The 23,177-nt window shown below is 33.2% G+C and carries 22 protein-coding genes and 1 tRNA gene; 13 read left to right on the forward strand and 10 right to left on the reverse strand.

Annotated elements, in window-relative coordinates:
• The first annotated feature begins 11 nt into the window (after positions 1-11).
• Positions 12-1,211, forward strand: a complete 1,200-nt coding sequence (locus tag IPO86_11520; protein ID MBK9728739.1) for a pyridoxal phosphate-dependent aminotransferase — start codon at positions 12-14, stop codon at positions 1,209-1,211.
• Here the strand turns inward: IPO86_11520 and IPO86_11525 are convergent.
• The 4 genes from IPO86_11525 to IPO86_11540 form a co-directional block, all read right to left on the reverse strand.
• Complete coding sequence (locus IPO86_11525; protein MBK9728740.1) at positions 1,208-2,599, reverse strand: amino acid ABC transporter substrate-binding protein; 1,392 nt, start codon at positions 2,597-2,599, stop codon at positions 1,208-1,210. The two genes, IPO86_11520 and IPO86_11525, sit on opposite strands and share 4 nt — an antisense overlap.
• Positions 2,556-4,085, reverse strand: a complete 1,530-nt coding sequence (gene guaA, locus IPO86_11530) for a glutamine-hydrolyzing GMP synthase (protein MBK9728741.1) — start codon at positions 4,083-4,085, stop codon at positions 2,556-2,558. Before guaA ends, IPO86_11525 begins: the two co-directional genes overlap by 44 nt.
• Positions 4,086-4,133: 48 nt before the next feature.
• Positions 4,134-5,033 carry a transcription antitermination factor NusB gene (gene nusB, locus IPO86_11535; GenBank protein ID MBK9728742.1) on the reverse strand — a complete coding sequence of 300 codons (900 nt, stop codon included), beginning with the start codon at positions 5,031-5,033 and terminating at the stop codon, positions 4,134-4,136.
• Positions 5,034-5,144: 111 nt separating this feature from the next.
• The gene (locus IPO86_11540) at positions 5,145-6,665 is read right to left on the reverse strand and encodes a DoxX family membrane protein (protein MBK9728743.1); all 1,521 of its coding nucleotides are present in this window, start codon (positions 6,663-6,665) and stop codon (positions 5,145-5,147) included.
• Positions 6,666-7,049: 384 nt separating this feature from the next.
• On the opposite strand from IPO86_11540, the gene IPO86_11545 reads away from it, so the two are divergent.
• From IPO86_11545 to IPO86_11565, 5 genes are all read left to right on the forward strand, one after another.
• Positions 7,050-7,907 (forward strand): DMT family transporter, encoded by an 858-nt coding sequence (locus IPO86_11545; protein MBK9728744.1) that lies wholly within the window; start codon positions 7,050-7,052, stop codon positions 7,905-7,907.
• The gene (locus IPO86_11550) at positions 7,908-8,570 is read left to right on the forward strand and encodes a YigZ family protein (protein MBK9728745.1); all 663 of its coding nucleotides are present in this window, start codon (positions 7,908-7,910) and stop codon (positions 8,568-8,570) included.
• The gene (locus IPO86_11555; GenBank protein ID MBK9728746.1) at positions 8,567-9,163 is read left to right on the forward strand and encodes a dephospho-CoA kinase; all 597 of its coding nucleotides are present in this window, start codon (positions 8,567-8,569) and stop codon (positions 9,161-9,163) included. The genes IPO86_11550 and IPO86_11555 overlap by 4 nt, the downstream gene beginning before the upstream one ends.
• A 60-nt stretch (positions 9,164-9,223) precedes the next feature.
• Positions 9,224-10,465 (forward strand): ornithine--oxo-acid transaminase, encoded by a 1,242-nt coding sequence (gene rocD / locus IPO86_11560; protein MBK9728747.1) that lies wholly within the window; start codon positions 9,224-9,226, stop codon positions 10,463-10,465.
• Between the two features lie 305 nt (positions 10,466-10,770).
• The gene (locus IPO86_11565) at positions 10,771-11,637 is read left to right on the forward strand and encodes a T9SS type A sorting domain-containing protein (GenBank protein ID MBK9728748.1); all 867 of its coding nucleotides are present in this window, start codon (positions 10,771-10,773) and stop codon (positions 11,635-11,637) included.
• Positions 11,638-11,699: 62 nt separating this feature from the next.
• Here the strand turns inward: IPO86_11565 and IPO86_11570 are convergent, their stop codons facing one another.
• From IPO86_11570 to IPO86_11590, 5 genes are all read right to left on the reverse strand, one after another.
• Positions 11,700-12,356 (reverse strand): CoA transferase subunit B, encoded by a 657-nt coding sequence (locus IPO86_11570; protein MBK9728749.1) that lies wholly within the window; start codon positions 12,354-12,356, stop codon positions 11,700-11,702.
• A 20-nt stretch (positions 12,357-12,376) separates the two neighbouring features.
• On the reverse strand, positions 12,377-13,075 hold the full coding sequence (locus IPO86_11575; protein MBK9728750.1) for a CoA transferase subunit A: 699 nt from the start codon (positions 13,073-13,075) through the stop codon (positions 12,377-12,379).
• Between the two features lie 108 nt (positions 13,076-13,183).
• Positions 13,184-13,256, reverse strand: a tRNA-Lys gene (locus IPO86_11580).
• Between the two features lie 488 nt (positions 13,257-13,744).
• Positions 13,745-14,671, reverse strand: coding sequence for a ribonuclease Z (locus tag IPO86_11585; GenBank protein ID MBK9728751.1), 927 nt, complete (start codon positions 14,669-14,671; stop codon positions 13,745-13,747).
• 2 nt (positions 14,672-14,673) lie between these two features.
• Positions 14,674-15,048, reverse strand: a complete 375-nt coding sequence (locus tag IPO86_11590; protein ID MBK9728752.1) for an STAS domain-containing protein — start codon at positions 15,046-15,048, stop codon at positions 14,674-14,676.
• Between the two features lie 258 nt (positions 15,049-15,306).
• Between IPO86_11590 and IPO86_11595 the strand changes: the two genes are divergently transcribed.
• The 4 genes from IPO86_11595 (at position 15,307) to rplT (ending at position 19,168) form a co-directional block, all read left to right on the forward strand.
• Positions 15,307-17,850: an ATP-dependent Clp protease ATP-binding subunit gene (locus IPO86_11595; protein ID MBK9728753.1), complete on the forward strand. Its 2,544-nt coding sequence runs from the start codon at positions 15,307-15,309 to the stop codon at positions 17,848-17,850.
• A 57-nt stretch (positions 17,851-17,907) separates the two neighbouring features.
• The gene (locus tag IPO86_11600) at positions 17,908-18,495 is read left to right on the forward strand and encodes a translation initiation factor IF-3 (GenBank protein MBK9728754.1); all 588 of its coding nucleotides are present in this window, start codon (positions 17,908-17,910) and stop codon (positions 18,493-18,495) included.
• Positions 18,496-18,564: 69 nt separating this feature from the next.
• Positions 18,565-18,762 carry a 50S ribosomal protein L35 gene (rpmI, locus tag IPO86_11605; GenBank protein MBK9728755.1) on the forward strand — a complete coding sequence of 66 codons (198 nt, stop codon included), beginning with the start codon at positions 18,565-18,567 and terminating at the stop codon, positions 18,760-18,762.
• A 61-nt stretch (positions 18,763-18,823) separates the two neighbouring features.
• Complete coding sequence (gene rplT / locus IPO86_11610) at positions 18,824-19,168, forward strand: 50S ribosomal protein L20 (GenBank protein ID MBK9728756.1); 345 nt, start codon at positions 18,824-18,826, stop codon at positions 19,166-19,168.
• Positions 19,169-19,325: 157 nt separating this feature from the next.
• Here rplT and IPO86_11615 read toward each other — a convergent pair whose 3' ends face one another.
• A complete protein-coding gene (locus tag IPO86_11615) occupies positions 19,326-20,576 on the reverse strand; it encodes an ABC transporter permease (GenBank protein MBK9728757.1) in 1,251 nt (416 codons plus the stop codon).
• Positions 20,577-20,758: 182 nt separating this feature from the next.
• Here IPO86_11615 and queA point away from each other — a divergent pair, with 182 nt between their 5' ends.
• From queA to IPO86_11630, 3 genes are all read left to right on the forward strand, one after another.
• Positions 20,759-21,823 (forward strand): tRNA preQ1(34) S-adenosylmethionine ribosyltransferase-isomerase QueA, encoded by a 1,065-nt coding sequence (gene queA, locus IPO86_11620; GenBank protein MBK9728758.1) that lies wholly within the window; start codon positions 20,759-20,761, stop codon positions 21,821-21,823.
• 80 nt (positions 21,824-21,903) lie between these two features.
• Positions 21,904-22,125, forward strand: a complete 222-nt coding sequence (locus IPO86_11625) for a DUF2795 domain-containing protein (GenBank protein MBK9728759.1) — start codon at positions 21,904-21,906, stop codon at positions 22,123-22,125.
• Positions 22,126-22,173: 48 nt separating this feature from the next.
• Positions 22,174-22,863 (forward strand): (d)CMP kinase, encoded by a 690-nt coding sequence (locus tag IPO86_11630; protein MBK9728760.1) that lies wholly within the window; start codon positions 22,174-22,176, stop codon positions 22,861-22,863.
• Positions 22,864-23,177 lie beyond the last annotated feature (314 nt).

A 23,177-nucleotide genomic window follows, 5' to 3' on the forward strand; every position in this document is an offset into this window, starting at 1 on the left:
ACATTTGCGGGATGTTTAAAATTGCACAAAGAGCCCAGCTGATGACTGAGTCTGCTACTCTTAAAATGGCACAAATGGCTAGACAAATGAAAAATCAAGGCCATGATGTCATCAATCTAAGCTTAGGAGAACCAGATTTTGATACCCCTGAGCACATTAAAAATGCAGCTATTAAAAGTATCCAGGATGGCAATACCAAATACACACCCGTCGCTGGAACACTAGAGCTTAGACAAGCCATTTCACGAAAATTTGAACGGGATAATTCAATCTACTACAATACAGATGAAATTATTGTGTCTAATGGGGCAAAACAATGTTTTGCTAATATCTGTTTTGCCATGTTAGAAGAAGGTGATGAAGTAATTTTATTTGCACCTTATTGGGTATCCTATTATGAAATCATCAAACTTTCAGGTGCTACACCCGTTTGCATATTTGCTGGTGTAGAGAAAGATTTTAAGCCAGACCCTGATCAAATTCAGGATGCAATTACATCCAAAACAAGAATGCTTGTCTTTTCAAGTCCATGCAATCCAACAGGCACTGTTTTTTCTAAAGAAGATTTAATGGCATATGCAAATATCCTAAAGCCATATCCTGATATCTTAGTAGTATCCGATGAAATCTACGAATACATACAGTTTGGAACAAAGCATATAAGCATTGGCTCTTTACCAGGCATGAATGAGCGGACCGCAACCATAAATGGTTTTTCTAAAGGATTTTCAATGACTGGTTGGCGATTAGGTTATATGGGGGCGCCACTTAAAATTACACAAGCTTGTATAAAAATTCAAGGGCAATTTACTTCAGGGGCAGCATCCTTTAGTCAAAAAGCAGGTTTGATTGCTTTAGAATCCGACTTAAGTCCAACACATGAAATGTGCAAAGCATACGAAAACCGGAGAAATCTCTTATTAGAACAAATCAAATTAATACCTGAATGGAAAGTGAATCGCCCACAAGGTGCATTTTATATATTACCTGAAGTAGATGCTTCTTTTGGAATGTATTATGAAAATATAAGAATCCAGAATTCTGATGATCTGGCCTTGTTTTTATTACAAGAAGCTCATGTTGCGGTGGTGAATGGGATCGCTTTTGGAGCACCCAATTGCTTACGAATTTCCTATTCGCTTTCAGAAGAGAATATTTCAAAATCTATCTTGAGAATCAGAACTGCATTAGACAAACTTAAAAAGATTTAATCAATCATTTTATATCTATTGTTTTTAATTTCTATCAATTTTATATACTGATTTTCATAATATTCGATATCGCTAAAGAGCTTATTATTACTTTTATAAACAGGCTTCAATTGAAAATCTGTTTGCAAATATTTCTCATTGGATTTAAATTCTTGTGTATAAAAATGCTCCCCATAATTACGTAAAGAACTCACAATAAACTTCGTTAAATCATATCCTTCCATAGCGTCGTCTGAAGGGAATTCACGATAAACATTAAAATATTTTTTACGAAAATTAACCACCTCCGGTTTGTCAGCATCCACAAAATTACTTATAGACAATCGAACATTCAAAACATTAATATATTCTAAAATTTCAGCTTTCATTTCAAGCCATTTGGACAATCCATAAACGTAGACCGTTTTATTTTTTTTCTCTGAAATTACACGTCGCAAAAAATGATAAATATAATTTTCATCCCTTGTTGAAGCCAAGGGTAAAATAAATATAGTTGGACCTTCTGCTTTAAAATATTTCTCCAATATAGGATCAGCATTTTTAGCCAAATCATCTTCGGAAATAAACTCTTCATGAATTGCGGATAAATGCAATAAAGTATCATTGAATATTCGAGCTTTAGATTCTTCTTTCGATCTTGAAATTAAGATCGTATTCTCGATTGGAAAATGAGTTCTTACGTGACTACTTATTAATTGATAATGTGAATTCAAACCAGCTTTAGCCTGAATGTAATATGGATTTTTCTCTGTAATCGAGGAACTACTAATCCAAGGACTTATAACCACTGTTTGATTTTTTTTCGCCCAATCTGCTGCATATTTAAGCGCGTCACTTTTATAAGGGCCAATTATGATATGTGGCAATTTTGATTCATATTTTTGCAAAATATTTTTAGATACATCCATTTCTTCAGTATCGAAAATATCAAACTGTACATAGGTTGCCTTCACTTGATTTAATTCGTCAAGCGCTAATTTCATACCTGAATAAAAATGAACAAATCGTAAATTTTGCCCTGGTATTTTGTTTGATGTGGTATCAATTTCATCTACTTTAAATGGAATCAAGGCAACTAATTGCAACTGATCTGTAGATTTTGTGTTGGGTAACTTTTCAGTTTGTGTTGGAGGATTATCTTTGTCTGGGACTATAATTTTATCATCTTTTGATGGAACTTCTTCTTTCCATTGGATGGTATCAATTTTCTCTGGTAAATTTTTAGGAGTTTTATCTTCTAATTTCGGTTTCTCAGGCCGTTTCGTTGGCTTAACAGTGCTTGATTTTTTTGTTGTTCCACAAGCAAAAACAAGCAAGACCAAAAGCAAATTAAAAACAAAATGCTTATTCCCATTCGATAGTAGCCGGTGGCTTTGAACTGATATCATAAACGACTCTATTAATACCTTTAACTTGATTGATAATTTCATTTGAAATTTTTGCCAACAGTTCATGCGGAATATTGCTTGCTTCAGCTGTCATTCCATCTGTTGAATTAACAGCTCTTAAAGCTATAACCTTTTCATAAGTTCTTTCATCTCCCATAACCCCAACGGTATGAATGGGAAGTAAAATTGCACCAGCTTGCCAGATTTTATCATAATACCCATTGTCTTTTAGATTTTTAATATAAATCTGATCTGCTTTTTGCAATAACTCTATTTTATCTTCGGTGATATCACCAATAATCCGAATGGCTAATCCTGGACCTGGGAAAGGATGTCTGCCTAAAATTTCTTCTGGAAGTTGCAGTTCTTTTCCAACTAAACGCACTTCATCTTTAAATAATAATTTTAAGGGTTCAATAATCTTAAGATGTAAGGTATCTGGAAGTCCTCCAACGTTATGATGTGATTTAATTGTAACGGAAGGTCCATAAACGGAAACAGATTCAATAATATCAGGATAAATGGTTCCTTGACATAGCCATTTTACTTCAGGAAATGATTTTGCAGCTTCTTGAAACACATCAATAAATATTCTCCCTATAATTTTACGTTTTGATTCCGGATCAGAAATCCCTTTTAGTGCTGAATAAAATTGATTTCTGGCATCTATACCTTTTACATCAAGTCCTAAATTTTTATAGGTAGTAAGTACTTGCTCAAATTCATTATATCTTAAGAGTCCATTATCAATAAAGAAACAATGCAAATTCTTACCAATTGCTTTTTTTACTAATAAAGCTGCCACGGAGGAATCTACACCACCTGATAAAGCAAGAAGAACATGCTCTTCCTTAACCTGCGATTTAATGTTCTCTAATGTTTCCGCAATAAACGACTTCGTTGTCCAACTTGGAACTACTTTACAAATACCTTTTATAAAATTTTCAAGGAGCAATTTTCCATAATGACTATGCATCACTTCAGGATGAAATTGAACCCCATAAAAAGCATGTCCAACAGATTCCTTCTTAAAAGCTGCTATCGGTATGCTATCTGTTTTAGCAATAGCTACAAATCCCTCTGGCATTTTAGAAATCGTATCACTATGAGACATCCAAATTTGAGACTGGTCTGGAATCCCATTAAATATTGGATCTTCTAATATCACATTCAGCGAAGCTTTCCCATATTCTCTTTTATCTGAGGCTTTCACTTCACCCCCTAATTGGGCTGCAATCAATTGAGCACCATAGCAAATTCCTAAAACTGGGAATCGCTTAGAAATGGCATTAATATCCACCTTAGGATGATTCAAATCACGCACAGAACTCGGGCTTCCTGAAAGAATTACTGCCGCAATATTCTCATCCTCTGGAATTTCTTTATAAAAAGGTAAAATTTCACAATAAATTTCAAGTTCCCGAACTCTTCTGGCAATTAATTGGGTAACCTGCGACCCGAAATCAAGAATAATAACTTTATCCATGAAGAATCTATACTACTTAAAATGAATAAAAAATGACTTTTATCTGGTTTATTGACTTAATCCTCTGCCCTCTTTGACAATTTTACCTTCTGCTTCCAATTGCTTCAAAAGCTTATCGAGTACTCCATTTACAAATTCCTTTGATTTATCAGTACTATAGGTTTTGGAAAGTTCTACGTATTCATTAAGCGTAACTTTCGCTGGGATTGTTTTAAAATGGGACATTTCGACAACACCCATTTTTATTAAAATCATATCAATTAAGGCTACACGTTCAGAATCCCAATTTTCAAGAACCGGATTTATTAGGTTTTCCAAATCTTTATCTTCCCTATAGGTTGTTTCTAATAAAAACTGTCCAAAATTTATGACGGTATCATCATCTGGAATATGTTCTTCATAAATTGGTCCGCTTCTCGGTAAAATTTTCAAAGTTTTTTTCAATGCACCGATAACCAGAGACTTATCATCCATCCACCCTGTAAAACGATCATCCATTATTTCATTAAAAACTTCATTTTTACGGCAAAACCTATAAAGTTCTAATAAAATCTCAACATGATCTTCATCGGTCGATTCTGATGTCAAATACTTTTGATAGCTCTCTTCCTTACAAAATTCTTTATAAATACGTCTGAAAAGATCTTCTTCTAAACCATCAACACATTTTTCTTCTTTAAATTTATCCTGTAATTTCTTATTTGATACAAGACTGGTTACCAAATGATTAGAGTATATTTTGTCGGTAAAATGTTTGTCATCTGCAGATTTAATATGCTTTGCAGAACGTATCTTAAAATCTTCAGATGCTGCTGAACACACCTTCATAATACAATACAAGTTAAGTAAGTACAATCTAAAGGAATCATGGATTGTATTAAAATAAGCTTGCTTCGCCTCCTTAAACGTAAGTTCTCTATCTTGGGCTATACTATATAATTGTTGCATCACTTTGACGCGAACATTCCTCCTACTCAGCATGTAGTGATCCGGCTTTTATTAACGCAAAAGTAAACTCTTTTATCGAATTATATTCTGTATAATATATGTTTTATTATTTTAATATATTTTATTGCCTAATAAATTCAAATATTTAACTCTCAATTCTTCTGGTTTTGGCAATTGATTTTTATGCCATTTATGAATAATTTTACCATCTTTCAATAATATTAAACCAGGATTTGAGCGCAAAATCGTTTTTAACAACAAATCATCGGCTTCATAACAAGGAAAATCAATTCCAGATTTTTCCTTAAGATCTGCGATACCTTCTTCTGTTAGCAAGCCAAAAACAGCGGAAGCAGTCACCCCATCATTTCGGACACTGTCTATAAGAGGCAAAAATTTAGTTTTTAATGTATTTAAATATTCTTCATCCCATTGATACTGATTCCTTTTATATTTTTTTGATTGAGTACCCGCAACTTGTTTTGTAATAACCAAACTATCTCTTTTCTTTAATTTAATTATAGTAGTATCCATTTTATAAATAGTATCAATCCTTTCTTCTTCTATAACAGATGATTCATATTTAACTTTTGGACTAATGATCATTAAATTATAACGGCTTTCATCTAATATAAAATCAGTCATAGATTGTCCATCCAATGAAAGGATATCAAAATCAGAAATTTTGGTTCTAGGAATACTTGGTTCAGATTTTATTTGATCCAATGTTTCCCAATTTGCTTTAAAATTTGAGTTTTTCTTAAAGGAATCCAAAAAATCTTTATAAGGAACATCCATTTCGCGTTTGTCAATTTTGCTTTTAATTCTATAAGCAATAATTTCAACATCCGCTTGTGCCTTTTGCTCGGCTTTCAGTTTAGATTTAATATCGATACCATTAGAAAATGGTCTAAAATCCCATACCGGCTCATTCCAAACAAAATTGCTAAATGAAAACAACAACAAACCTAAAACACTCATACATGTGATGCCTGTGCGGATTATAGGACTAAATAATTGGTGTTCATTTTTCCAACGAAACAAAAACCAACATGCCGGAACCATAAGTATTAAGTCTTTGATAAATGATATTTTAGGTTCCAACTTAATAAAATCTCCAAAACAACCACAATCGGTGACACGCATATTCGTTTTATTGAATTCTACCCATTTTCCAAATTCGAAAAAATTAACATCTGTAGGTACATATCCTGTTAAAAAGGTAAATCCCGTTAATATGGTAAAAAAGATCATGATGATAAAAAACAACCATGCACTTAATTTACGTCTATAACCGATGATTAGCATAATTCCCAATACGATTTCCAAAACAATCATAAATACAGAAAAACTTATTGCATATTTAGATAGTAAAGGAAACAAAGGTGCCAAAAATTTAAGAAAGGAACCATTGCAGGTATCCTCGAATGCCGTAAAGTATTGCTCCATCTTATATGCAGTTCCTAATGGGTCTACTGCTTTAACAAAGCCAGAAAATATAAATAAAACCCCAGCGAAATTTTGAAGAAAGCTATCTGCAAAGTGGAATTGACTTTTGCGTGACCAAAAAATCAAACCCGTTAATAAAGCTGCTACAAGTCCGACATAAAGAAATAAAGTAACTATTGTCATAGAGAATAAATTAATCGCAATGGTTTATAATTAATAATGAAGTTGTACTTCGAAAAAGATGAAAATTCTAAAATTTTATAGTTTGCCTTTGCAAATCTTATGTAAAAATTATTACAAGATACCAATTTAAATTACAATCTATTAATAATTGAAATGCAAGCTTGTTCAATTTAAAATGTTAATAATTCCTTCAAATTCAGACACTAATCTTGATAAACTATACCCCGCATCTTGGTTCACCTATAGGATACTATGGTAATCATATCAAAATATACCAAACACAAAAGTTAATAAAATAAGACAAATTTATTTTTTATTGTGGAAAGAACCTATAATTAGTTTTAAAAGAGGAATCAATAAAATGTTAATAGCTTTGCAGCGGATATGTTTTTTACAATACTTTGTATTCTTTGCACCAGTATTTTAGGTTTAATCTTTAAGCTGGCAGCTAAATTTGAATGTAAAACATCCAGAATCATCATTATCAATTACTGGGTTTGTGTAATTATTGGATTTTCCCAAAATGGAAACTTCATGGTAGACAGCTTTTCAACGAGCTGGTTACCCTATTTGCTTGCATTAGGTTTTCTTTTTATTATTGGGTTTAATTGGTTTGCAATGACCATTCATATTGTCGGACTTTCAATATCTACCCTCTTTCAAAAAATGTCTATAGTATTGACTGTGCTTGTGGCAATCACTTTGGGAGACGTCCTGAATACTATTCAATGGTTTGGATTATTCCTCGGCCTACTTGCGATTCCATTAATTTATAAAACATCAGAAGTCAAGTCTAAATTTGCACTTAGACCGATCATTTTCTTATTGGGTACATTAATACTTTCTGCTGCTATTGAAATTCTTTTTATAATAGTTGGTAAAAAGCAATTTATCTCAACAAATATTTACTCCATTTTTCCTGGTTATATATTTGGGATAGCTGCTATCCTGGGACTTATCAGCCATATAATAATTCATAGGTCCATTCAAATCAGTTTTAAAGAACTGGGCTTTGGTGTACTCTTAGGAATTCCAAATTACTATTCCATCCAAAGTATGATGCTTGCGTTAAATCAAGAGTTTACAGGATCCCTCTTTTTTCCAATACTAAATTGTTCAGTAATCCTAATTGCTACTTTGATAGGCTATTTATTTTTTCAAGAAAATCTAACACTAAGGCAATGGATTGGACTCTTGTTCTCTTTAATTTCAATTGTATTCATTAGTTATTATTCAGTTTAATTGAGTATAAAACATTCATATAAAAGTTTAAATCAAACCAATTCTTATGAATTTGTTTCGAAGGCTAGCAAATTTATTGCATATGCAATTCCGATTCAGGATAAAAAAGAAATTGATCGCGCAATTAATGAAATAAAAGCTCTTCACCCAAAAGCAAGACATTGGTGTTATGCATGGAAATTAGGCATCCAGGATACACAATCAAAAACATCAGATGATGGGGAACCTTCTGGCACTGCAGGAAAACCAATATTAAATCAAATTGAAAGTTTTGAACTTCAAAATATTATTGTAATTGTGGTGCGGTATTTTGGCGGTACGCTTTTAGGAACTTCTGGATTGATTAAAGCGTATAAAGAAAGTACCAGATGTTGTCTTGAATCCGCTTCGATCGTTACCATATTAATCCAAAAGCAATTTTTAATCAGCAGTCATGTGTCGAATATTCAATCCTTAATAGGGATCTTAAAAGCATTCGGAATTCAAATACTTCATTATACTTTGGATGAACCTGCATCCATTAGTTTTGAAATTCCTGTAAATGAAGAAATGCTATGGTTTATTAAAATTAAATCGAAATTTGAAAAAATAAACAGAGATCAGATCCAAGATCCTAAATCCATTTCGGAATGCATTTTGAAAGAACTCAATACGAATACATGAAAATTATTGGATTAACCGGAGGAATTGGAAGTGGCAAAACGACCATCGCAAATTTGTTTGAATTTTTAAATATTCCTGTCTATTATTCAGATGTCAGAGCGCGATTTCTGATGGAAAACGATCCGATAATTATAAATTCAATGAAAGAACATTTTGGGAATCAAGTATATTCTGATACTGGAATTTTAAATAGAAAATTTTTAGGAGAAATTATATTTAAATTTGACGCAGAAAGAACCTGGATTAATGCTATTGTACATCCAGCGGTTGGAATAGATTTTAGTCATTGGATTTTAAATCAACAGTCCGAATTTGTACTTAAAGAATCCGCCTTACTTATTGAAACACTAAGCATTCAACCTGTTGATAAAATAATTTTAGTGATTGCTTCTTTACCTATTCGCATCCAAAGGGTGTCTAAAAGAGACCAACTTTCTGAAGCCGAAGTCAAGCGAAGAATCCGTATTCAAATATCGGATGAAGAACGAATTAAATTTGCAAATTATATTATCACGAATGATGGCAACAACAGTATCATTCAGCAAACATTAAAATTATATAAAACAATACTATCTGATTTAACAAATGATTAAATGCTGTCAAAAGTTTAGTTTGTAATTTTGTAGTCAAATTCTCAATTAATATCAATTAATATGAATACCATATTGTCAAAATCCACTGCGAGTCAATTTATAGAAATCGAAGCACAATATGGAGCGCACAATTATCATCCTCTACCGGTCGTATTGGAGCGCGGTGAAGGGGTTCATCTCTGGGATGTTAATGGTAAACAATATTATGATTTTTTATCCGCCTACTCTGCTGTAAATCAAGGACATTGCCACCCTAAAATAATCAATGCCTTAGTCACTCAAGCACAAAAGTTGTGTTTGACTTCCCGTGCATTTTATAATGACCAATTAGGGAGCTATGAAAAATATATTACACAATTATTTGGCTATGATAAAGTGCTTCCTATGAATACCGGGGCAGAAGGAGTAGAAACTGCTATAAAACTTTGTCGAAAATGGGCTTATTTGATAAAGAAAATACCAGAAAATCAAGCCAAAATCATTGTTTTTGAAGGAAATTTTCATGGACGTACCATGAGTGCTGTTTCAGCATCTACAGATCCTACGAGTTATAAAAACTTCGGGCCCTTTTTACCGGGATTTATAAAAATTCCATATAACGATCTATCAAGTTTAGAACATGCAATAAGTCAGGAGCATGTTGCAGGAATATTAATTGAACCTATCCAGGGAGAAGCAGGTGTAATAATTCCTTCTGATGATTTTTTAAAGACCGCTTATGCACTCTGTAAATCCTATAATGTTTTATTTATTGCTGATGAAATTCAGACTGGCATAGCTCGTACTGGTAAAATGCTTGCATGTGATCATGTTGCGATTAAGCCGGATATCTTAATTTTAGGAAAAGCGCTTTCGGGTGGTGTTTTACCGATTTCTGCAATTCTTACCTCCAATGAAATTATGCTTTGCATTCAAGCAGGAGAACATGGTTCGACTTTCGGAGGCAATCCATTAGCAGCAACCGTTGCGAAAGCTTCTTTGGAAGTGATCCTGGAAGAAGGCTTAATCGAAAATGCTAAAGAAATGGGAGAAATTTTAAGATCTGAATTAACGTCTATACAACAAAAAAATAGACTCATTAAAACAGTGAGGGGCAAAGGACTTTTAAATGCAATTGTTATTGATACTGATGAAAATAGTGAAATCGCATGGAAAATTTGTCTTGAAATGGCAAAAAATGGATTACTTGCAAAGCCTACCCACGGAAATATAATCAGACTTGCGCCACCATTATGCATTACTAAAGAGCAGATTTTAGAAGCAAGCTTTATGATTCAAAAAGCCATTCATAGTTTTAGTTAAATTTGAAAATAATTTTCAAAAGGCAGGCCTACAATTTTAGATTTCACACGTATAGATAGTTAGAGATTTATTTAATTTCAAGTCACAAGCTCTAGTTTAGAAATTTTAAGTATATTAATTCCATGGTTATCTTTAATCCATAAACTTAATTTTAGAACTTAAAATTCTAATCATTTAATTTTTTAAAAATCATTTAGGTTTACGTATCTTTACTTCAAATTATGTTTAATCATATGACATTCAAACAATTATGTTTTATAACGGGAATTTTATTTTATTCTCTTAATGGGTTTTCACAACCCTCTATGCAGTTTAAATTTTGTGGAAAGACTGCTGCTGTGGTTCCTGCTACCGATAATGGTGGCAACGACCAAAGACATAAAGGAGGTCTTCGTTTAGATTTAATTAGAATTGGCAGGTTAGGCCAATCTAGGACTAGCCCATTTTTTAGCTTAGGCGTAACCCCTGGAATTGCATTTAAAAATAGCACTTGGGTTGATGGTTGTGCTTCAAATACAAATCAAACATACTGTTCCGGCTGCTCCACTTGCAAACCTATTTTAAATACAAGTAACGGATCCATTGGCGTTTCTGAAGGCAAAATGTTAGAAAATGTTAGATTAAGATCTGCTAATAATGATTTCTTTCTTGAAAGTACAGGAAGTCAAAATGTAGTTTGTTTTGTTAGTGATCCATTCGATGTATCAAGCCAAGGTGGTAAAACGATAGAACTCAATGCAATCTATGAAGGCACCTCTGTAGATGGTTTTACAAGTGTAAATGTAAATATTTCATATCGATATAATAATGATGCCTGGGTTCAATTATTAAATCAAAATAGTAATTTTATCAGAGTCGTTGATACTGCTATATTACTAATCGCAAAAGTTCCTAATGCGGTGGCCAATTTAGATGGAATCGTTGATTTTTCTATTTCACCAAATCCAGTTAAAGATCTATTATTTGTACAATTTGAAAGTCAAAATACCTTTGATGGGAACTTGCAAATTAGAGATCTTAATGGTAAAATTATTTTAGATAAACCCACTACCATTCAATCGGGTAAAGGCCAATTCCATTTAAAAACAGATGCACTTCAACCAGCTGTCTATTTATTTCAAATTGCAGATCAGGAAGGCAGAATAAGTACCCGAAAATTTATAAAGAAATAATTTTATTCTTTAAAATTTTAACGGTTCATATTTCAAGTTGTAAAAGGAGCTGACTTTAATGTTTAATTTATTTTCATTTCTGGAATTTCTCCTTCGATAATTAAAGTTGCATCGGTTGCTTTAATAATATCTTCCACACGCACACCTGGAGCGCGTTCCACAAGTTTAAAGCCTGCTTCTGTAATTTCGATTGTCGCCAGATTCGTTACTATTTTATCAATACATTTAACGCCTGTTAAAGGCAAGGTACATTTTCTTAATAATTTAGAATTTCCTTGATGATCTGTATGCATCATGGCCACAATAATATTCTTTGCAGATGCCACCAGATCCATAGCGCCCCCCATTCCTTTCACTAATTTTCCAGGAACTTTCCAATTCGCGATATCACCATGCTCTGAAATTTCCATAGCGCCTAATACAGTTAACTGAATATGTTGACCTCTAATCATTGCAAAACTCATGGAAGAATCAAATATGGATGCTCCTTTCAATAAGGTGACTGTTTGTTTTCCAGCATTGATCATATCTGCATCTTCTTCGCCTTCAAATGGAAAAGGGCCCATCCCTAAGATGCCATTCTCTGATTGAAAAACAACATTTATTCCTTGCGGAACATAATTGGCAATGAGAGTTGGAATTCCAATACCAAGGTTAACATACCAACCATCTTTTAATTCTTGTGCAATTCTTTTTGCTATACCATTTTTATCAAGCATACTTGTATTATATTATGAATTCAATTTTTAATTCGAACAGTTCTTTGTTCAATTCTTTTTTCATATGCAATTCCTTGAAATATACGCTGCACAAAAACTCCTGGAGTGTGAATAAAATTTGGATCTAAATCTCCAGGTTCCACTAATTCTTCAACTTCTGCAATTGTTATTTTACCAGCCATTGCCATCACATGATTGAAATTTAACGCTGTTCCTTTATAAATCAAATTTCCAAAACGGTCACCTTTCCATGCTTTTACCAATGCAAAATCGGCTGTTAAAGCAGTTTCCAGGATATGAGGCTTCCCATTAAAAATTCTACTTTCTTTGCCTTGAGCTATTTCAGTTCCATATCCTGCAGGTGTAAAAAATGCTGGTATTCCTGCGCCTCCTGCCCTGCAACGTTCAGCTAATGAACCTTGAGGAATCAAATCGACTTCTAATTCACCGCTCAACATTTGCCGTTCAAATTCTTCATTTTCACCTACATAGGAAGAAATCATTTTTTTGATCTGCTTATTATTCAAAAGTAAACCCAAGCCAAAATCATCAACTCCTGCATTATTTGAAATACAAGTCAGATTTTGAATACCCGAATTTACAAGGGCTCGAATACAATTTTCAGGAATTCCGCATAATCCGAATCCACCTACCATTAAAGTCATACCTGAGTGAATATCTTTAATGGCTTCTTCAGCGTTGGCTACAATTTTATTCATAATATGAAGGTATTGAAAAATTACGTCTCACAATTATATGCTTTTCAAATTGATCCTTGTGTTAAATTAGAAAACCCTTGTAAAACAATGATTACAAGGGTTTTATAGTGATCTGTTTGGGACTCGAACCCAAGACCCACGGCTTAAAAGGCCGTTGCTCTACCGACTGAGCTAACAGATCAGTCCACGATTCTAAAATCGAGCTGCAAAGATACACTTACAGGGCTTTTTTCCAAAATATTTGTAATTTATATAATATAAGTTCCATTAAAAAGCAAAAGCCCTGAAATTCTCAAGTAAATAATTGAAAGCTGTAAGCTAAATTTTGCCCTTATAAACGAGAATAAAAAACGATCCTCTCCAAGCTCTTAACTCTTGCCTCTTAATTATCGCCCCTTGACTATTAACTTTTAATTATTGACATTCGCCCCTTGACTCTTAATTCTTGACTATTAACTCTTAATTATTAATTATTGACTCTTGACTCTTAATTATTAACTATTGACTCTTAATTATTAACCATTGACTCTTGACTCTTAATTATTAACTATTGACTCTTGACTCTTAATTATTAATTATTGACTCTTAATTATTAACTATTGACTCTTGACTCTTGACTCTTGACTCTTGACTCTTAATTATTAACTATTGACTCTTGACTCTTAATTATCACGAATCTACTTTAATAATTAATCCTTCGGTTCCCAATATGGTGTTTTCAAAAATCGATTGGCACTCTTTTAAAATTGGATCAAGTTTTTCATATCGCGACGAATAATGACCCGTCAATAAAGTTTTTACATTTGCTGCCAATGCAATTTTTGCGGCTTGTATAGCTGTGCTATGACCGTTCTCCTGAGCCTTTAAACTTAATTCATCGAGGTAGGTCGTTTCATGGTACAACAAGTTAATATTCTTCAAATATGGAATCAAAGAAAGTTCATAGCGTGTGTCAGAACAATAGGCATATTTTCTAGTTTTCTGCTGGTCTAATACAAGTTGACTATTGGATATTTTGCTATGATCGGACAAGCTAATGTCAAAGCCTTCTTCAATTTGCTTCCAATATTCCTTAGAAATGCCCAATTCATTTATTGCATGTAGGTTTAATTTTCTTTTAGCTAACTTTTCTTCAAATAAAAAACCACTCGTTGGGATTTTATGATTTAAAGGCAAACTTTTAACTTTAACATGCTCGTCTTCAAAGATTATCTTACCCTGAAAATCAGTAATATTGTGAAAACATATTTTATAGTGTAACTCACCTGATGAAAAAGATAAAATTTGAGTTATCATCTCTTCTATACCTTGAGGAGCATAGATATTTAAATCCTCTTTTCTATCCATTAAATTATAACTCGTTATGAGTCCGGGTAAACCAAAGACATGGTCTCCATGTAAATGAGAAATAAAAATATGATCAATTCTGGATTTTCGAATGCCGTACTTCTTTAATTGGAATTGAGTTCCTTCTCCACAGTCTATTAAAAATAATTTTTCATGAATATTTAATACCTGTGCTGATGGTAACCGGTTAAATGCAGGCAAAGCAGCGCTGCATCCCAGCAACTGAAGCTCAAATTTTCCGGTATTCATTTCTATTCTTCTTCCGAAAGATCCCGTTCAAGATCCTCCATAAAAACATACTCAATTGCTTCTTCTATAGTAGGTATAATGGTTAAAATACCATCTAGTTTTGAAATTTCGATTAATTTTTGAACGCTCTCACTTTTGATATTTGTCATAACAAAAGAACCATAGTCTTTCCAAATTCTATTTGCGGTTAAAATAGAACTCAATCCTGATGAATCGACAAAGTCTACATCTCCTAGATCAAAAATTAGATTTCGTACACCTTCATTCCTCAAGAATACAAATTCTGATTTTAAATGAGGAGCAATCAGAGAATTTAGATTTTTCTCTTCCAGGCTAAAAATTGCGTACCTGTCTTGTTTATCTACCTGATATTTCATTGGTTATGCTGGTGAATATTATAATATATTAAAATATACTTGTTTATCCATATTAAATAATAAATATATGAATAAATAAATATCCAAAATTATTACCTTTGGAATGCAAAAGTAATAAACTTTGTACCCAAGCAAAACACAAAGCCTTTATATTTGGCATAATCGATTGCTGGCAGGAGGTTAATTATTTATTAAACAAGAGGAATTCCGTAATCAAAACGGCTTTTAATTTGTATTTTAGATATAATTATCAATTAAATGAATAAGAAATTTTCCCAAAAAGTCAAAAAGGTTTTGGCCAATAGTCGGGAAGAATCCCTCAGACTTGGTCATGACTATATAGGCACAGAACATATTTTACTTGGACTGATCCAGGAAAAAGATACCTTGGCTGTGAATGTATTAAGAGCCTTAAAAGTAGATCTTGAAGACCTCCGATTTAAAATTGAGGAAGCGATTCCAGTTAAAAAAGGAAATGAAGCTACCTTTCAAGTTGGTAATTTACCACTTAATAAGCATGCGGAGAAAGTTTTAAAATTTACTTACCTGGAGGCAAAAGTGAATAAGGAAGAAGAAATATATCCTGAACATTTGGTTCTTTCTTTGCTAAAACACAATGAAAACCTTGCTTCGCAAATCCTAGATCAATTTAATGTAGATTATGAAAGTTACCGTTCTGAGCTCGAATATTTAATCGAACAAAAAGCGGAAGATCCGGGATTAGAAGATTTACCCCAAAATGCAGCATCCGATTCTGACCCATACGAAGATGAGCCAAGTCAAGGAACCTATTCTCGTAAATCCAGTAATAAATCAATGACACCGGTTCTTGATAATTATGGAAGGGATGTATCCCGACTGGCAGAAGAAGGAAAATTAGATCCTATAATCGGTCGTGACAGAGAAATCGAAAGAGTTTCACAGATTTTAAGTCGCCGGAAGAAAAACAATCCGATATTAATTGGAGAACCAGGAGTTGGAAAAACAGCTATTGTAGAAGGCTTAGCATTGCGTATAATTCAGAAAAAAGTGTCCCGCACTTTATTTAATAAACGCATTGTAATGCTTGATTTGGCGGCACTTGTTGCTGGCACAAAATACCGTGGTCAATTTGAGGAACGGATTAAAGCGATTATGACTGAACTTGAAAAATCAAGAGATGTCATTTTATTTATTGATGAAATCCATACTATTATTGGAGCTGGTGGAGCTACCGGTTCATTAGATGCATCCAATATATTTAAACCCGCATTGGCACGTGGCGAGTTGCAATGTATCGGAGCCTCCACATTGGATGAATACCGTCAGCATATTGAAAAAGATGGAGCTTTAGATCGTCGGTTTCAAAAAGTAATGGTAGATCCTCCGACGGCAGAAGAAACGATTCAAATATTGAATAATATTAAGTCGAAATATGAAGATTATCATTCTGTAAGTTATTCGGATGAATCTATTATAAGTTGTGTAAAATTAAGTGACCGATATATCACAGATCGATTTTTACCTGATAAAGCGATTGATGTTATTGACGAAGTAGGTGCAAGGGTTCATTTAAAAAATATCCATGTTCCAAAACATATTGAAGAAATTGAAAAACAAATTGATCAAATAAAAGATCAGAAGAATATTGCTGTGAAAAGTCAACAATATGAAAAAGCTGCTGATTTAAGGGATTTAGAATCCCGTTTAATGAAAAAACTGGAACAATCAAAAACAGAATGGGAAGCTGATGCAAAAGCAAAACGGTATCCGGTTACTGAAGATGATATCGCTGAGGTAGTGTCTATGATGACTGGTATACCAGTAAAAAAAGTCGCCCTATCCGAAAGCAAGAAATTGGTAAATATGGCGGATGAAATCCGAAAATCTATAGTCGGACAAGATGAAGCGATTACCAAAATATGCAAAGCCATTCAAAGAAATCGGGTTGGTTTAAAAGATCCTAGAAAGCCTATTGGATCCTTTATTTTTCTGGGTCCTACGGGTGTTGGAAAAACAGAGTTAGCAAAAGGAATTGCAAGATTTTTATTTGACTCTGAGGAAGCTTTAATCCGTTTGGACATGAGTGAATACATGGAGAAATTTACAGTTTCCAGGTTGATCGGTGCTCCTCCAGGTTATGTAGGATATGAAGAAGGTGGACAGCTTACGGAAAAGGTAAGACGTAAGCCTTATTCTGTGGTACTATTAGATGAAATTGAAAAAGCCCATCCAGATGTTTATAATATCTTATTACAAGTATTAGATGAAGGTTTATTAACGGATGGTTTAGGTCGAAAAGTAGATTTCAAAAATACCATCATTATCATGACTTCAAATATAGGAGTCCGCCAGTTGAAGGACTTTGGACAAGGAGTAGGATTTGCGACCAAGACCCGGGTTGACAACCAAGATGAAAATACAAAAACAGTCATTAAAAATGCATTAAAGAAAACCTTTTCACCTGAATTTTTAAACAGAATTGATGATGTTTTAATATTCAATACGCTTGAAAAGCCAGAAATGCATAAGATTATCAGGATTGTTTTACAAAAATTGATAACGAGAATAGAGCAATTAGGATACTTTTTAACAATGTCGGATGAGTCTATTGATTTTCTAGCTGAAAAGGGGTTTGATCCACAATTTGGAGCACGACCTTTACATCGGGCAGTTCAAAAACATCTTGAAGATCCTTTAGCTGAATTTCTACTCAATGAAAATCCGGAAGCTGGTTCAAAACTAAAAGCAACCCTGGATAAGGAAAAAGAAAATATTATCATTCAATTTTCAACAAAAACGAGTTCCTTAAAGAAAACATGATGCAAATAATGTTAACGAGTATTTAGTATATTTGCATCCTTAACTAAACATTTTCATTTGAGTCAAAGAAGAGTTCCTGTAAATAAGTTCGACGAACTAAAAAGTCAATTCAGAACAAACGAATCGATCCGTAACAGTCAAATAAGGCTTGTTGGAGAAAATTTCGATGAAATTAGTGTGGTCGCTGGAAAGCCGATTGAAGCTGGTGTATATTATACAGATCAAGCTATCAAATGGGCTTTTGATTTAGGTATGGACCTGGTAGAGATTACTGCAAAAGCAGACCCTCCTGTTTGTAAAATCATAGATTTTAAAAAGTTCTTGTATTTAAAACGCAAAAAGGAGAAAGAACTTAAAGCAAAAACAGCTAAAACTGTTGTTAAAGAAATTCGATTTGGGCCACATACCGACGACCATGATTTTGAATTTAAAATGAAACATGCCATTAAATTTCTTGAAGAAGGTGCTAAAGTAAAGGCATATGTTCAGTTTCGAGGTCGAGCCATTGTATTTAAAGATCGTGGTGAACTGGTCTTACTTCGTTTTATAAAAGAACTTGAGCCATATGGTGTTGCAGAGGAATTACCTAGATTAGAAGGTAAAAGAATGCACGTTATCCTATCTCCGAAGAAAAAAACGAATTAAATACTTCAAATTCCCGACATTTTTATACCTTTGCAGTCCGAATTATTGGACCTAAATATATTAAGCATCATGCCGAAGGTTAAAACGCATTCCGGAGCTAAAAAGCGGATGAAATTGACAGGAACGGGAAAAGTTAAACGCTTTCAAGCCAAAACTTCCCACTTTATGAGAAATAAGTCGAAAAAAGCTAAAAGGCATTTAGTACATTCTGTGATTGTTCACAAAAGTGAAGAAAAACGAATGAAAGCTTTATTAGGTATATTTTAAAATATTTTTAAACTTCAAGGTTAAGTATCAATTTTTTTGATCCCTTGCAAAAAAATAAGTTATGCCACGTTCAGTTAACGCAGTAGCGTCTCGAAGAAGAAGAAAGAAAATCATGAAAGCTGCCAGAGGTTATTTTGGTGGCAGATCTAAAGTGTATACAGTTGCCAAAAACGCTGTAGAAAGGGCAATGAAATATGCCTTTAAGCATCGTAGAGAGAAAAAAAGAGCTTTCAGAAGACTTTGGATCGCCAGGATCAATGCAGCGGTAAGACCCTTAGGTTTAAGCTATTCCAAATTCATCCATTTGTTAGCGACTAACAATGTACAAATTAATCGTAAAGTGTTAGCAGACTTAGCATTAAATAATGCACCTGCTTTTAATGCGATTGTACAAAAAGTAAAATAAGCAGAACATTTTATTGAAAGTGAACTATTGTAATTGCTTATTTATAACATATATAAGCAGTTATTAAAAACGCTAGCGTTAATACCTTTTAGGTAATGACAGAAGTGTTTATTGTCTTGTTATAAAGACGATTCATAGATAGACAGTCCATGCGAAGTTATTTTCTAATTGCCTCCACCGGATCCATTCTAGATGCACTAATTGCTGGAATTATGCCTGCGATAATACCGATAATTATCGAAAGTGCAAATCCAAGAAATACATTTTCAAGTGACATATAAATTGGGAAATCTACTAAACTAGAAATAATAGTAAGAATTATCCAAACCAACAATAAGCCAATAATTCCACCTATAATACAAAGTATAATTGCCTCCAATAAATATTCCAAAAGTATGAAATAGCGTTTTGCGCCTATCGCCATTTTAATACCAATAAGATTGGTTCGCTCCTTTACAGATACAAACATGATGTTTGCAACACCAAATGCACCAACTAGCATCGCAAACAAACCAATAATAAAGCCAGCAAAATTGATGACACCAAAAACACTATCCACAATATTTGTCAACATCGTAAGCTCATTAATAGCAAAATTATTTTTTTCTTTTGGCCGCAATCCCCTACTCGGCCTTAATATACTTGCTACTTCATATTTTAATTCATCCAAATCTACTCCTTTTTTGGCTTTAACATTTACCAATGTCCCCCAGGTAGAACTCGGATTAATTGACACTAATTTTCTTGCTGTATTAAACGGAATAAAAGCAGCTTCATCGTTTGGCATAATATCAAGAATCGATTTTCCTTCCTTTTTTAAAATTCCAATGATTTGAAAATATTGGCCGAATAATCGAACTTCTTTCCCTACTCCATTCCCGTTTGGGAATAATGATTCCGCTAATTTATTGCCTAAAATGGTTTGATTACTTCCTACTTGAAAATCTTTTGGTGAAAAATAAGATCCATCTTCAAATTCCATTTTTATTACTTGCTCATAATCTTCGGTAATTCCAGCCATATAAGCCCCTTCAACAAATTGATCCCTATATTTAATTGTACGACCTGGTAAAAAGACCGTTAAGGAAGCAGCTTGATATAATTTAGATTTTGATTCGATTGCTTTCAGATCATTAATATCTGGCGTTGGTCTTGCCATATATTTATAAAAATTTTGACCAGGATCCTCTTGCCAAGGCCATTTATCAATATAGATCACATCATTTCCAAGCTTTTCAAAGCTCTGAACAATGTTATCCTGCAAAGAATCAACTGCTGAAAGCACTGCAATAACACAAAAGATACCAATCGTAATTCCTAATAATGTTAAAAAACTCCGAAGTCTGTTCGAGATTAGTTGTTGAATTGCTTGTCTTAAGCTGTCGGATAATATTCTAAAAAAGATCAAAATCTATTTTTATGGATTCAAAATTAAGCTTAGCAAGGTCAAATTTTGAAGTATTTCGACCAAATAACAAAAAATATATACGATTAAACAACAATCCTACATAAAATTCATTGAATATTTGTCAAAAGACTTGATTTTAGTATACTCGAAACACTATTTTTGCCGAAAATTAAAAAGCTCACATGCGCACAAAATTATCACAGTTTACCTTTACCCTTCCAAAGAATTTAATTGCCCAATATCCAACAGATGAAAGATCAGATGCCCGGATGATGGTAATTCACAAGGATACTGGTAAAATCGAACACAAACAATTTAAAGATCTTCTAAATTACGCTCAGGATAAAGACGCCATTATCATCAATAACACCAAAGTTTTTCCAGCCCGAATGTTTGGAAGAAAAGAAAAGACTGGTGCAAAAATTGAAGTCTTTTTATTGAGAGAATTAAATAAAGAAGTTCGTCTTTGGGATGTTTTAGTGGATCCGGCAAGAAAAATTAGGGTTGGCAATAAATTATATTTTTATGATAAGAACGGAAAAGAGGTTCTGGTTGCAGAAGTCGTAGATAATACAACGTCTAGAGGCAGAACCATTCGTTTTTTGTTTGATGGAGATCAAACGGCTTTTCAGAATGCATTAAAAATATTAGGTCAAACGCCATTGCCAAAATACATTACAAGGAATCTGGAAGCTTCTGATGAGGAACGCTACCAAACGATTTATGCTAAAGAAATCGGAGCTGTAGCCGCTCCGACTGCAGGTTTGCATATGAGTCGCGAATTGTATAAAATGTTGCAGATTAAAGGGGTGAATTTTGGGGAAGTCACATTACATGTTGGTCTTGGAACATTTCGAACTATAGATGTAGAAGATTTATCTAAACATAAAATGGAAGCTGAATACTTCCGAATTGACGAATCAACTGCAACTTTAGTGAATGAAGCTAAAGATAGCAGTAATAATGTAATATCTATAGGCACTACGACAATGCGGGCTTTAGAATCTTCTGTTTCTGCTTCAAAGTATTTAAAACCAGCTGAAGGTTGGACCAATCTTTTTATTTATCCACCCTATGAGTTTAGAGTGGCCAATGTATTGCTTACAAACTTTCATCTGCCTAAATCAAGTTTATTAATCATGGTTTCCGCTTTTACAGGCCACGAATTATTAAATGAAGCCTATGAAATGGCGATTAAAGAAAAATATCGCTTTTATAGTTATGGAGATAGCATGATGATCATTTAAAATTTTACAAATCCGGAACTATTTTAGCAATATTTCCATTTTAATACCAATTAACTAATCATAAAACTAAAATTGAAAATATGTACTGGACCTTAGAATTAGCTCATCATTTGGAAGAAGCGCCATGGCCTGCATCACGAGATGAGTTGATAGATTTTGCAATTCGATCCGGAGCTCCTATAGAAGTACTGGAAAATCTTCAAGAATTGGAAGATGATGAAGAAATATATGAAAGCATGGAAGACATTTGGCCTGATTATCCAAGAAAAGATGACTTCTTGTTTAATGAAGATGAATATTAAACTTATAAAATCCTGTTCAAGCAACAGGATTTTTTTATTCCTATAAAAATGTACATGATTATTGCAATTGATGGGCATTCAGCATGTGGAAAAAGTACATTAGCTAAAGACTTAGCTAAAAAATTGCAAGTTACCTATATTGATTCAGGGGCCATGTATCGGGCAGCTACACTTTATTTAATCAAAAACAAACTTTCTTTAAATCAACTTTCTCTTCAACAAAATTTAGATCAGATTAAAATTGATTTTATTCCAGGAGAGAATCCGAAGATCTTATTAAATAATACGGATGTCACCGATGAAATCCGGTCACCAAAAGTATCTGAACTTGTCAGTGAAGTTTCAACGATTCCAGAACTCCGTAAAAAGATGGTGCAATTACAAAAATCAATGGCTTTAGAAAAATCTGTAATTATGGATGGTAGGGACATTGGGAGTGTAGTCTTTCCTTTTGCAGAAATTAAATTTTTTGTTACTGCCGATCTTGAAACAAGAGCCAACAGACGTTTTGAAGAATTAAAAAAGAAAGATGCAAATATTTCAATTGAAGATATTAAGGCAAATCTTATGAAAAGAGATCAAATTGATTCAAATAGGAATGATAGCCCATTAATTCAAACCTCTGATGCTATTTTGATAGATAATAGTAGACTTACAAGAATAGAACAATGTAATCTTGCTTTGGAAATTATTTTAAGTAAAGGAATATTTGAAAATAATTCGGGTTCAAACAATTAATTCAGAAACCATATTAAAGCAAATAAGCCAATCGCAAGAGGTTTGGTTGAATTCATCTTACGCTACTACAGTATTGAGTGGGTCAAGTTCAGTTTCTGTAACGCAATCGTTTTTTTTCAAAATAGACAAGACCTGGTCAAAATGGAATCTGTGCCCAATTTCTGTTGATCTGAACCCAAGACCTTGGGGTTCGAAATCAAGCTAATGTCGATAATTCTATCGCTATTTATTCAACTTTACCTTTCAATTATTCTTAAGTATGATCCCTATTAATTAAAAAACACAATCGAATTATAGATATGTACATTAAATAA

Source organism: Saprospiraceae bacterium (assembly GCA_016717265.1).
Taxonomy (GTDB): Bacteria; Bacteroidota; Bacteroidia; order Chitinophagales; family Saprospiraceae; genus Vicinibacter.

Coding starts and splice junctions, on each gene's coding strand:
- IPO86_11520 (MBK9728739.1), top strand. CDS start 12: ATGTTTAAAATTGCACAAAGAGCCCAGCTGATGACTGAGTCTGCTACT.
- IPO86_11525 (MBK9728740.1), bottom strand. CDS start 2,599: ATGATATCAGTTCAAAGCCACCGGCTACTATCGAATGGGAATAAGCAT.
- guaA (MBK9728741.1), bottom strand. CDS start 4,085: ATGGATAAAGTTATTATTCTTGATTTCGGGTCGCAGGTTACCCAATTA.
- nusB (MBK9728742.1), bottom strand. CDS start 5,033: ATGCAACAATTATATAGTATAGCCCAAGATAGAGAACTTACGTTTAAG.
- IPO86_11540 (MBK9728743.1), bottom strand. CDS start 6,665: ATGACAATAGTTACTTTATTTCTTTATGTCGGACTTGTAGCAGCTTTA.
- IPO86_11545 (MBK9728744.1), top strand. CDS start 7,050: ATGTTTTTTACAATACTTTGTATTCTTTGCACCAGTATTTTAGGTTTA.
- IPO86_11555 (MBK9728746.1), top strand. CDS start 8,567: ATGAAAATTATTGGATTAACCGGAGGAATTGGAAGTGGCAAAACGACC.
- rocD (MBK9728747.1), top strand. CDS start 9,224: ATGAATACCATATTGTCAAAATCCACTGCGAGTCAATTTATAGAAATC.
- IPO86_11565 (MBK9728748.1), top strand. CDS start 10,771: ATGCAGTTTAAATTTTGTGGAAAGACTGCTGCTGTGGTTCCTGCTACC.
- IPO86_11570 (MBK9728749.1), bottom strand. CDS start 12,356: ATGCTTGATAAAAATGGTATAGCAAAAAGAATTGCACAAGAATTAAAA.
- IPO86_11575 (MBK9728750.1), bottom strand. CDS start 13,075: ATGAATAAAATTGTAGCCAACGCTGAAGAAGCCATTAAAGATATTCAC.
- IPO86_11585 (MBK9728751.1), bottom strand. CDS start 14,671: ATGAATACCGGAAAATTTGAGCTTCAGTTGCTGGGATGCAGCGCTGCT.
- IPO86_11590 (MBK9728752.1), bottom strand. CDS start 15,048: ATGAAATATCAGGTAGATAAACAAGACAGGTACGCAATTTTTAGCCTG.
- IPO86_11595 (MBK9728753.1), top strand. CDS start 15,307: ATGAATAAGAAATTTTCCCAAAAAGTCAAAAAGGTTTTGGCCAATAGT.
- rpmI (MBK9728755.1), top strand. CDS start 18,565: ATGCCGAAGGTTAAAACGCATTCCGGAGCTAAAAAGCGGATGAAATTG.
- rplT (MBK9728756.1), top strand. CDS start 18,824: ATGCCACGTTCAGTTAACGCAGTAGCGTCTCGAAGAAGAAGAAAGAAA.
- queA (MBK9728758.1), top strand. CDS start 20,759: ATGCGCACAAAATTATCACAGTTTACCTTTACCCTTCCAAAGAATTTA.
- IPO86_11625 (MBK9728759.1), top strand. CDS start 21,904: ATGTACTGGACCTTAGAATTAGCTCATCATTTGGAAGAAGCGCCATGG.
- IPO86_11630 (MBK9728760.1), top strand. CDS start 22,174: ATGTACATGATTATTGCAATTGATGGGCATTCAGCATGTGGAAAAAGT.